A 10702-nucleotide genomic window follows, 5' to 3' on the forward strand; every position below is an offset into this window, starting at 1 on the left:
TTGCCGGCCGCGCAGGGATGTGCAAGTCGGACTCCGAAGTCTCGAAGACTTGCTTATGCAATCGGAGTGCTCGGAGGGGGTAGTGGAAATCGACTCGGGCGGCCTCGTTGACCATATCTACGAGGCCGCGGTCATACCCGAGATGTGGCCAAATGTGCTTTCGCAACTGATGCGATTTGGCGGCGGAGACGGTGCACTTCTCTTCACGACCGACGGGAACGACTTCCGGTATGTCACCTCTCCGGGCTTCGAAGCGGGAACCGCCGAGTACGTTGCTGAAGGATGGCCGGCTCGGACTGATCGGGCGGCCCGCCTCTTCGCCAAGCAGCATGCCGGATTCCTCACCGATCTCGATGTCTACACCGCCGAGGAGATGGAGACGGAGCCCGTCTTCCGCGATTTCCTGCGTCCGAGAGGGTTTGGTTGGGGCGTCGCCAGCGCCATCACGGTGCCCAGCGGCGACCGCCTCATCTTCAACGTGGAGCGTGCCTTCTCGCGCGGTCCGATCACCGGCGACATCGTCGCCCGCCTCGACACACTGCGTCCGCATCTCGCCCGTGCGGCTACCATGTCGGCACGGCTCAGGCTTCAGACCGTAAAGGTCGCCGCACAGGTTCTCGATGTCGTCAACATACCTGCGGCAATCCTGGGCTGGCAGGCGCAGGTGCTGGCGGTCAATGACGGCTGCTCAGCTCTTCTCGGGAGCACCATCCGCGAAGCGCGCCGGCTGACCCTCAACAACCCGAAAGCGGACCGCCTGCTGGCGCCGGCGTTGGAAACTCTCGCGGCGAAGCGGCCGACCTCGATCTGCTCCATCCCAATTCCCGCCACAGAGGAGCGTGGCCCCCTGATCCTACATGTCTTGCCGGTCCGGCGCGCGGCGGCGGACCTGTTCAATGCAGCCTCGGCGATCGTGATCTTCACGCCCGTCGCCCTGGGTGAGGCACCGGACCTGACCGTCCTGTCCGGATTGTTCGACCTGACCGGGGCTGAGGCCCGGGTGGCGCGCGAACTGACTGCGTGCCGCACGGTCGAGGAGATCGCCGCGCAGGCCGGAGTTTCCGTCAACACAATCCGCACGCAGCTCAAATCCGTCCTGGCCAAGACCGGAACCCGCCGGCAGGCCGAACTCGTCGGGCTGCTGGCCGGAATGGCGCCGACGAACAGGCGCAGGCCCTGAGCATGTCCGCTGACCGCCCACGCCAATCCGAGAACCTCGATCACCCCTAGAACACCGTCGCCTTATCGAATGGTTCAGCAACCATCTGCGGTCTTCTATTCTGAGCGCTCGATGCAGGATGCAGGAAACTTGGGTGCGACGAAGCCCTCTGCCGTGAGGCTCTCAATTTCGTCCTCGTCCGCCGCCAAGTCTTGGATCGTCACGATTTCGAATTGCTTCCCGCTGCGCTCCGCGCGACGCCGACTTCGCTCCCGGTAGGCCACAACCCGATCGGCCGCTTGCTGGGCGAGGGCTTCTTCCTGAGCGCGATCGAACCTGTGCTTCACAGTGCCGGCACAGGGCCGGTTCGATGGAAATTTGCGATTGCGCCAGGGGGAATTCGGGAAGCGAGTCGAAACGCAACAGCGAAGTTTCAACTCGGATCCGGAAAAATGGTGCCGGTTGCGGGACTTGAACTCGCGACCTACCGCTTACAAGGCGGTTGCTCTACCAGCTGAGCTAAACCGGCTGAACCCGCTTGCGCTAGCAGCGCATCCGTTCCCGTGCAAGCCCGGGGGCGCCCGCAATGGCGCGGCGCCGGGCCGGCCCGGCGTTCAGGCGGGGTTCAAGCGTGGCAGTACAGGAAGGCTCGTCACCGCGCGTTGCTGCGCGTCAAGGTGTATTCGGCCAAGCTGACGTGAAAATTGCCAGGTCTTCGGCTGCAAATGCCGGCTGAAGGCCCGATGAATGCTTTTTTCAGAACGCGTTAAATCCCATCTCGATAGCACCGCGGCCACAGGGCGGCGAGCGTCCCGCATCGGCACAGTGCAGGGGCGGGACTTCCGAGGCCGCCGCATCCTCTCGCAGGGCGGTGATGACGCGCGATCCCGATGACAGGCTGACCGACTCGGCCGCTGGCCAGATCCCGGCCGCGGACGCGACGAAGCGCCAAAGCCGGCTCGATCCCATCGCGCGCCGCCGCATCGGGCAGAGCCTGCGGGCTCTCTACGCCGAGGTGCTCGCCCAGCCGCTGCCGCCGCGCTTCGAGACGCTGCTCGCGGATCTCGCCACGCGCACCAAGCCCGAGGAGCCCTCGCGATGATGCAGATTGCCGCACCCGTGGGCACGCCCGACGGCGCCGACGCCGAGATGCGCGACCTCCTGCTCGCCGCGATTCCGGCGCTCCGGGCGTTCGCGTTCTCGCTCACCTACGATCTCGACCGCAGCGACGACCTCGTCCAGGACACCCTCGTGCGCGCCTGGACCAAGGCCGACAGCTTCCGCCGGGGGACCAACCTCTACGCGTGGCTGTTCACCATCCTGCGCAACCTGTTCTACTCGGAGCAGCGCAAGCGCAAGCGCGAGGTCGAGGATGCGGACGGCGCGCTGGCGGGACGGCTGACCAGCCTGCCCGAGCAGGAGGTGCGCGTGGAGATGCGGGAGTTCCAGGCCGCCCTCGACCTGCTGCCCTTCGCGCAGCGCGAGGCGCTGGTGCTCGTCGGGGCGCAGAACTTCACCTACGAGGAGGCCGCCGAGATCTGCGGCGTGGCCGTGGGCACCATCAAGAGCCGGGTCAGCCGGGCGCGGCTGCGCCTGATCGAGGCGCTCGGGATGCACGGGACCGACGACATCGGCGCCGACGGCCTGACCCGGGCCGCGCTCGACACGCGCTGAGCGCACGACCGGATACGGTCCGGAAACGCGCCTCGCCACGAAGCCGCAACGATCCGTTCACCGATCCTCAACGGGTTGCATCGTAGAGGGCGGAGGAGAGGTCGGTCATGGCGTGGAAGGTCGGCGGCGCGCTGGCGTCGCTCCTCGTGCTGGTCTGGGTGGCGGGCTCGGCCGCGGTCAGTCCCGCTCCCGAGGGCGCTGCCGCACGGCAGGAGACGGCCTCCCGCGCGACCGCCCAGCGCGATCTCTGGCGCCGCGGGTACCGCCCGCCCACCGCGATCCCCTTCCCCGACGCGAACCCCTACACCGAGGTGAAGGCCGAGCTCGGCCGGCGGCTGTTCTTCGACCCGATCCTGTCGGGCGACCGCAACCGCTCCTGCGCGAGTTGCCACGTCCCGGGCCTCGGCTGGGGCGACGGGCGCGCCCGCTCGCTCGATCTCAACGCGACCGACATGGAGCTCCGGACGCCGAGCCTCCTCACCATCGCCTGGCAGGAGCGTCTCGGCTGGGACGGGAAGTTCCGCGATCTGGAGAGCGTGGCCTTCTTCCCCATCACGGGGGTCGGCAACATGAACCTGCCGGTGGCCGAGGCTCTGAGCCGCCTGTCCGAGGATCCCGGCTACGCCCGCGCCTTCGCCGAGGCCTTCCCCGATCCGGCCGTGACCCGGGAGCGGGTCGAGGCCGCGCTCGCCACCTTCGAGCGCCTCATCGTGTCGCGGCCGGCCCCCTTCGACCGCTGGATCGCGGGCGACGAAGGCGCGGTCGAGGAGTCGGCCAAGCGCGGCTTCGACCTGTTCAACGGGAAGGCGCGTTGCGCCGCCTGCCACAGCGGCTGGTCGTTCAGCGACGGCTCGTTCCACGACATCGGCACGGCGACCGGCGCCGATGTCGGCCGCGGACGCTTCTTCCCGACCTCGCCGGCCCTGCGCTTCGCCTTCAAGACGCCGGGCCTGCGCGAGGTGTCGCGGCGCGCGCCCTACATGCACAACGGGTCGGTCCCCACCCTCGAGGCGGTGATCGACCTCTACGACCGCGGCGGCATCGAGCGGCCGAGCCGCTCCGCCGACATCAGACCCCTCGGTCTCACGGCGTCCGAGAAGGCCGACCTCCTCGCCTTCCTGAGGACGCTCTCGTCGGAGCCCGGCCGGGTTCCGGCCCTTGCCGACCTGACCGTGGACGCGCCGCGCCCCTGATTGTGGCCCCTGTCCCGGCGCCCGGATCGCAGCGGCCGGGGCGCCCCGGCCTTGCAAGGCGTTCCCGCACGAAATGTCGTCGAGATCCGGGCTTGTCCCGGCTCTGCACACAACTCACAGCGTTAACCTTTCGGTAAGCTCTGTTAACAAAGCGTTGGCGCGACCTCTGGTAGTGAAGGTAAATATCTCGGTCAGCAATGATGAACGCTCCGCTGCCGAGGCGCCGATGACTCAAATCAGGAAGTGTTTGCTGCGTTCGGGCCTGGCGGCATTAGTCGCTCTGCCGGCCGGTCTGGTGGCCGCCGGGCCGGCGCAGGCTCACGTCAAATGGTTCTGCGCCTTCAACGTGGCGGGGCAGCCGGAAGGACTCGGGAACGTCCTCTGCGCCGATTTCGAGTGGCTCGTCGGCCTCGCCATGCTCTGCCTGATCGCGGGCTGCCTCGCCGAGGGAACGCCGGTCGGCATCGCGCTCCTCAACGCGCTCGACCGGGCGACCGAGCGGCTTCGGACCGACACCGAGCTCCTGGTCAGGGTCGTCTGCGGCTTCTTCTTCGTGTCCCTGTGGAACCTCGGCGGCATCATCCTGACGCCCGAATTGAAGACCGACGCGACCTGGGTCTCGTGGCTGCAACTCGGCATCGCCGCGATGCTGATCTGGAAACGGACGCTGCCTCTCGCCGCCCTCGGCATCGTCTTCCTGTTCGGCCTCGCCACCTGGACCTACGGCGCCTTCCACCTCGCCGACTACCCCGTCTTCCTCGGCATCGCGGCCTACCTGGCCCTGACCGGCCTCGACCGGACCCTGTTCGGCATGCGCCCGATCGACGTGGTGCGGGCGACCGCCGCGGTAACCCTGATGTGGGCCTCCGTCGAGAAGTGGGCCTATCCGGACTGGACCGCGCCGCTCCTCGCCGCCAAGCCCGCCATGACGCTCGGCGCCAGCCCGGAGCTGTTCATGAAGGCCGCCGGCGTCATCGAGTTCACCCTGGCCTTCGCGCTGATCTGGACGCCGCTCGTGCGCCGCACCGCCGCCATCGTGCTCGCCGCCATCTTCGTCTCGGCCGTCTTCGAGTTCGGCAAGATCGACGCGGTCGGCCATTCCGGCATCATCGTGGTGCTGCTCGGCATCGCCGCCGACGATGCCCGCGCCCCGGCGACCGGGCGGGACGTGGTCCTGGCGCCCGCCTATTACGGCGCGGCGCTGGCGAGCTTCCTCGCCCTCTACTATGTCGGCCACGCGCTCCTGTACGGGTCCTTCGCGGCCCTGCCGACGATCTGACGATCGGAAGGGGCCGATCGGGTCGAGAGGCGGGCTCCCGCGAGGGAGGCCCGCCTCGCGGCATCGGGACGGAAGAGGGGGAGGATCGCGCCCGCGGCCGCGTCAGCCGGGGGAGGGGGCGGGCACCAGCACGCGGGCCGGGGCGAGGCGGGCCGCGCGCCGCACCTGGCGCACGGCGACGGGCCGGTAGAGCTGCTTCGTGGCGTCGACCACGTGCAGCCCGGCGAAGGGCAGCGAGAGGGCGGTGCCGAACCGCTCCCAGGCCCAGGCCGTCTGCAGCGTCAGGCGTCCGCGCAGGGGCGGCATGTAGAGGGTCTCGGCCCACCCCTCCGGCGAGAACAGGGTGTCGCGCATGAGGCGCCCGAGTTGCGAGCGGCTGTAGGGCTGGCCGTGGCCGAAGGGCGTCGCCTCCCGCCTCGCCCAGACGCCGCGGCGGTTCGGCACGACCAGGATCATCCGACCCCCCGGCGTGAGCGTGCGCCAGACCTCCTGCAGCAGCTCCGTCGGGCTCTCGACCGATTCGAGAGCGTGGACCAGGATGACGCGATCCACCGCCGCCTCGGGCAGCGGCATCATGGTCGGGTCGGCGAGCGCCGAGCAGGAACGCCCGGAGCCCGGCCAGTTCACCACCCCCTGCGTCGCGGGCATGAAGGCGAGCGTGCGCTCGGCGATGCAGTGGACCGGCCCGAGATAGGGCGTGGCGTAGCCGAGGCCGAGGACGCGCAGGCCCGAGACCGAGCCGAGGAACCCGTGGATCGCCCGGGCGACGATCCGGTGCGTCACGCCCCCGAGGGGCGACGCGTAGAAGGCACGCAGGTCGGTGACGTCGAGACGCATGGGGCGGCGGGTTACGCAAGGGCGGCTCTCGGAGGTCGGCGCGGGTTCCCGCGGCCCGAGCCCCTCGCCGAATGGCTCCGAATGCTTCAATGGGGTTGCCGAGCCCGCGCGGCAAGCGGGTCGGCCCGGAACTCGCCGCGCCGGCCCAGGTTCTCCGCGGGATTGATTCGGCTCACGAGGAGATCCGCCATGGCCGCCGCGACGCCCGAGATCCGCACCTTTCTCTGCCGCAGCGACAATATCGGCGTGCTGATGCGCGACCCGGCCACCGGCGCCTGCGCCGCGATCGACGTGCCCGAGGCCGCTCCGGTCCTGCGTGCCCTCGACGAGACCGGTTGGAGGCTCACCGACATCCTCGTCACGCATCGCCACGCCGACCATGTCGAGGGCATCCCGGAGGTGAAGCGGGCGACGGGCGCGCGGGTGACGGCGCCGGCCAAGGCCGGCGCGGCCGTGCCGGAGGTCGACGTCACGGTGTCCGAGGGGGATGCGGTCCGGGTCGGCGATCTGCTCGGCCAGGTCTGGGAGACGCCGGGGCACTGCGCCGACCACGTCACCTACTGGTTTCGAGATGCCGGCCTCGTCTTCGCCGGCGACACCCTGTTCACCCTCGGCTGCGGCCGCGTGATGGAGAGCCCGCCGGAGGTCCTGTGGCACTCCCTGTCGCGGTTCCTCGCGCTGCCCGACGGGACGCAGGTCTTCAGCGGGCACGATTACGTGCTCTCGAACGCCCGCTTCGCCCTCGCCGCGGACCCCGATAACGAAAACTTGAAGGCACGGGCCGCGGAGGCGGAGAGGGCGAAGCGGGAGGATCGTTTTCTCAGTCCCTCGACGCTGGGAGTGGAACGCGCTACGAATCCTTTCCTGCGCAGCACCGAGCCGGACTTGGCCCGCGCGGTCGACCTGAGCCCGGGGGCCGATCCGGCCGCTGTCTTCGTGGCCTTGAGAGCGTGGAAGAATCGGTTCTGATCCGAACCATTCAAGAAAAATTTGTTGCCATCTCAAAGGGAACTGAACATATGACAGTGGAGGAGCTTTGAAAGGCTCCTCCGGCCATGCCCCCGGAGGGGGGCGCGCACACGTCGTCAGAAGCGTGCCGCGACGCGCTTCCGCTGATCAGATGGGGGTCCGTCTCGCCTTATCACCTTTCCCCCTCCCGCCTTCCCCTCCCTTTCGTACAGCCGGAAAGCGCCGCCGAGCCTGAGCGGACCGAGACGGTCCGTGAGGACAGATTGCAAGCCGTCCTGGTCGAGGAGGCAGCTGGCGCCGCCGCGCGCCCGGGCAGCCGCCCCGCGGCGCGCCTGTCGGGGCCGGCCGCCAGAGCCCGGCCCACGCCCGTCTCCGCCGACGTGCGCCTCCTGGCCATCGCGACGGAGCACCTCGCCCGGCTCGGGCCGAAGCGCGTCACCGTCGTCGCCGTGGCCGCGGAGGCCGGGATGACCCACGCCAACGTCTATCGCTACTTTCCCTCGAAGGACGCGCTCCTCGATGCGGTGGCCGGGCGCTGGCTGCGGGAGGTCGAGACGCGCCTCGCCGGCATCGCCGACGGGCCGGATCCGGCCGACGACAAGATCGAGCGCCTGCTCAGTGCCCTCTCGGCCGTGCAGCGGGACGCCCTGGTCGACGAGCCGAACCTGTTCGCCGTGCATCTCGACGCCACGGTCGAGGCCCGCCCGATCGCTCGGCGCCACCGCGTCCGCCTGCGCAGCCTCGTCGAGCGGATCGTCGAGGAGGGCATGGCGACCGGCGCCTTCTCGGCCCGCGACCGCGAGCGGGCCATCGCCTACATCTTCGATGCGAGCTACCGCTTCACGCACCCGCTCGCGATCCAGCACGACTCGGACGTGCCCCGGGACCTCGTCGAGGCGCGCCTCGGCGCCGTGATCCACGCGATCCAGCGCGTGCTGCGGGCGGGCATTTTATAGGCGAAGTGACAGGATTTCATATCTGTCACTTCGCTCCCGCACCGACGGCCGCGAGCTTGGCCTCGGCCTAACATCTTCGCCGTACTGAGGTTTCGCCCTCCCGTCTTCTGAGACTGGCGTCCTCTCTCTGGCCCGAAGCGTGCTTGCTCCACCTTTGGTCGGGTTGAAGCAGGGGGGCTTTTCCGCCACACACCCAGCCACGCCAGCGACCGTGACGGGCGCGCTTCGACGCAGATCCCGGGGCCCGATCGGACCGGGCGGCCGGCCATTCCCATTCTGGCAGCGGAGGTTTCTTTCCCATGGCACGCAGCAAGATCGCGCTCATCGGCGCCGGACAGATCGGCGGTACCCTCGCGCATCTGGCGGGCCTGAAGGAACTCGGCGACGTCGTGCTGTTCGACATCGCGGACGGCGTGCCCCAGGGCAAGGGGCTGGACATCGCGGAATCCGCTCCTGTCGACGGCTTCGACGCCAAGTTCTCGGGCGCGAGCGATTACTCCGCCATCGAGGGCGCCGACGTCGTGATCGTGACGGCGGGCGTGCCGCGCAAGCCCGGCATGAGCCGCGATGATCTCATCGGCATCAACCTCAAGGTGATGGAAGCGGTCGGCGCCGGCATCAAGCAATACGCGCCGAACGCCTTCGTGATCTGCATCACCAATCCCCTCGACGCGATGGTCTGGGCGCTCCAGAAATTCTCGGGGCTGCCGACGAACAAAATCGTCGGCATGGCGGGCGTCCTCGATTCCGCCCGGTTCCGACACTTCCTCGCCGACGAGTTCAAGGTCTCGGTCGAGGACGTCACGGCCTTCGTGCTCGGCGGGCACGGCGACGACATGGTGCCGCTGGTGCGCTACTCGACGGTGGCCGGCGTGCCGCTGCCCGACCTCGTCAAGCTCGGCTGGACCACCCAGGAGAAGCTCGACGCCATGGTCGAGCGGACCCGGAAGGGCGGCGGCGAGATCGTCAACCTCCTCAAGACGGGCTCGGCCTTCTACGCGCCGGCGGCATCCGCCATCGCGATGGCCGAGAGCTACCTGCGCGACAAGAAGCGCGTCCTGCCCTGCGCCGCCCACCTGTCGGGCCAGTACGGCATCGACGGTCTCTTCATCGGCGTGCCGATCGTGATCGGCGCGGAGGGCGTCGAGCGCGTCCTCGAAGTCACCTTCAACCCCGACGAGAAGGCGATGTTCGACAAGTCGATCGCCTCCGTGAAGGGCCTGATCGAGGCCTGCAAGGGCATCAACGCCTCGCTCGCCTGAGCCCGATCCGGGCGGACGCGGGCGCGTCCGCCCCTCTCTCCTCCGCTGCCCGCTTCATCCGACGAGGCTGCCATGAACATACACGAGTATCAGGCGAAGGCGGTTTTGCGGGAGTTCGGGGTCCCGGTCTCGCGGGGTGTTGCGATCTTCGACGCGTCGGAGGCGGAGGGCGCGGCGCGCGATCTCGGCGGTCCGGTCTGGGTGGTCAAGAGCCAGATCCACGCGGGCGGGCGCGGCAAGGGCAGCTTCCAGGGCGCGGCGCCCGGCGCCAAGGGCGGCGTGCGCGTCTCCAAGTCGGTCGAGGAGGTGGTGGCGAACGCCCGCGAGATGCTGGGCGCCACCCTGGTCACGGTGCAGACGGGGCCGGCCGGCAAGCAGGTCAACCGCCTCTACATCGAGGAGGGCGCCCAGATCGCGGCCGAGTTCTACCTCTCGATGCTGGTCGACCGCTCCAGCGGCGGCGTCGCCTTCGTGGTCTCGACGGAGGGCGGCATGGACATCGAGGCGGTCGCCCATGACAGCCCGGAGAAGATCCACACCATCCCGGTCGATCCGGCCACCGGCATCCAGCCCCATCACGGCCGCGCGGTGGCCCGCGCCCTGGGGCTCGGCGGGGCCCAGGCCAAGCAGGCCGAGGCGCTGAGCGCCAAGCTCTACCGGGCGTTCACCGAGACGGACATGAGCCTTCTCGAGATCAACCCGCTGGTGCTGACGGCTGCGGGCGAGCTGAAGTGCCTGGACGCCAAGATCGCTTTCGACGGCAACGCCCTCTACCGGCATCCCGAGATCCTGGGGCTGCGCGACGAGTCGGAGGAGGACGCCAAGGAGATCGAGGCCTCCAAGCACGATCTGGCCTACATCGCGCTGGATGGCACGATCGGCTGCATGGTCAACGGGGCGGGCCTGGCGATGGCCACGCTCGACATCATCAAGCTCTACGGCGAGGCGCCGGCCAACTTCCTGGATGTCGGCGGTGGCGCCAGCGAGGAGAAGGTGACGGCGGCCTTCCAGATCATCACGGCCGATCCGAACGTGAAGGGGATCCTGGTCAACATCTTCGGCGGGATCATGAAGTGCGACGTGATCGCGCGCGGGGTGATCGCGGCGGTGCGGACGGTGGGCCTGTCGGTGCCGCTGGTGGTGCGGCTGGAGGGGACGAACGTGGAGGAGGGCAAGGCGATCATCCGGGGCTCGGGGCTGAACGTGATCCCGGCCGACGATCTGGACGACGCCGCGCAGAAGATCGTGGCCGCGGTGAAGGGAGCCTGAGATGTCGGTGCTGATTGACGCGACCACCAAGGTCATCTGCCAGGGCTTCACGGGCAAGAACGGCACGTTCCACTCGGAGCAGGCGATCGCCTACGGCACGCGGA

General features: G+C 69.1%; 10 protein-coding genes, 1 tRNA gene and 1 pseudogene. 10 read left to right on the plus strand and 2 right to left on the minus strand.

From position 1 onward, the window contains the following. Nucleotides 1-82: 82 nt before the first annotated feature. Nucleotides 83-1180, plus strand: coding sequence for a helix-turn-helix transcriptional regulator (locus E1J50_RS27460; protein WP_165937912.1), 1098 nt, complete (start codon nt 83-85; stop codon nt 1178-1180). A gap of 432 nt (nt 1181-1612) precedes the next feature. Here E1J50_RS27460 and E1J50_RS18425 read toward each other — a convergent pair. Beyond that, nucleotides 1613-1688, minus strand: a tRNA-Thr gene (locus E1J50_RS18425). Between the two features lie 345 nt (nt 1689-2033). On the opposite strand from E1J50_RS18425, the gene E1J50_RS18430 reads away from it, so the two are divergent. From E1J50_RS18430 to E1J50_RS18445, 4 genes are all read left to right on the plus strand, one after another. Next, nucleotides 2034-2261, plus strand: coding sequence for a NepR family anti-sigma factor (locus tag E1J50_RS18430; RefSeq protein ID WP_132255290.1), 228 nt, complete (start codon nt 2034-2036; stop codon nt 2259-2261). Continuing rightward, a complete protein-coding gene (locus E1J50_RS18435) occupies nt 2258-2833 on the plus strand; it encodes a sigma-70 family RNA polymerase sigma factor (RefSeq protein WP_207919238.1) in 576 nt (191 codons plus the stop codon). The genes E1J50_RS18430 and E1J50_RS18435 overlap by 4 nt, the downstream gene beginning before the upstream one ends. 107 nt (nt 2834-2940) lie before the next feature. Beyond that, on the plus strand, nt 2941-4026 hold the full coding sequence (locus E1J50_RS18440) for a cytochrome-c peroxidase (protein WP_132255291.1): 1086 nt from the start codon (nt 2941-2943) through the stop codon (nt 4024-4026). Nucleotides 4027-4252: 226 nt separating this feature from the next. After that, nucleotides 4253-5305, plus strand: coding sequence for a hypothetical protein (locus E1J50_RS18445; RefSeq protein ID WP_207919239.1), 1053 nt, complete (start codon nt 4253-4255; stop codon nt 5303-5305). A gap of 102 nt (nt 5306-5407) precedes the next feature. On the opposite strand, the gene E1J50_RS18450 is transcribed toward E1J50_RS18445, so the two are convergent. Beyond that, nucleotides 5408-6142 (minus strand): class I SAM-dependent methyltransferase, encoded by a 735-nt coding sequence (locus E1J50_RS18450; RefSeq protein WP_132255292.1) that lies wholly within the window; start codon nt 6140-6142, stop codon nt 5408-5410. 189 nt (nt 6143-6331) lie between these two features. Between E1J50_RS18450 and gloB the strand changes: the two genes are divergently transcribed. From gloB to E1J50_RS18475, 5 genes and pseudogenes are all read left to right on the plus strand, one after another. After that, entirely contained in the window at nt 6332-7111 is a 780-nt protein-coding gene (gene gloB / locus E1J50_RS18455; RefSeq protein ID WP_132255293.1) for a hydroxyacylglutathione hydrolase, read from the plus strand. Nucleotides 7112-7443: 332 nt separating this feature from the next. Then, nucleotides 7444-8067 (plus strand): TetR family transcriptional regulator, encoded by a 624-nt coding sequence (locus E1J50_RS18460; RefSeq protein ID WP_245516637.1) that lies wholly within the window; start codon nt 7444-7446, stop codon nt 8065-8067. A 299-nt stretch (nt 8068-8366) separates the two neighbouring features. Then, nucleotides 8367-9329: a malate dehydrogenase gene (gene mdh / locus E1J50_RS18465; protein ID WP_132255294.1), complete on the plus strand. Its 963-nt coding sequence runs from the start codon at nt 8367-8369 to the stop codon at nt 9327-9329. A 72-nt stretch (nt 9330-9401) separates the two neighbouring features. Next, the gene (sucC, locus tag E1J50_RS18470; protein WP_132255295.1) at nt 9402-10598 is read left to right on the plus strand and encodes an ADP-forming succinate--CoA ligase subunit beta; all 1197 of its coding nucleotides are present in this window, start codon (nt 9402-9404) and stop codon (nt 10596-10598) included. A gap of 1 nt (nt 10599) precedes the next feature. Then, nucleotides 10600-10702, plus strand: a pseudogene (locus E1J50_RS18475) (succinate--CoA ligase subunit alpha); the annotation flags it as partial.

The organism is Methylobacterium segetis (genome assembly GCF_004348265.1).
GTDB lineage: Bacteria > Pseudomonadota > Alphaproteobacteria > Rhizobiales > Beijerinckiaceae > Methylobacterium > Methylobacterium segetis.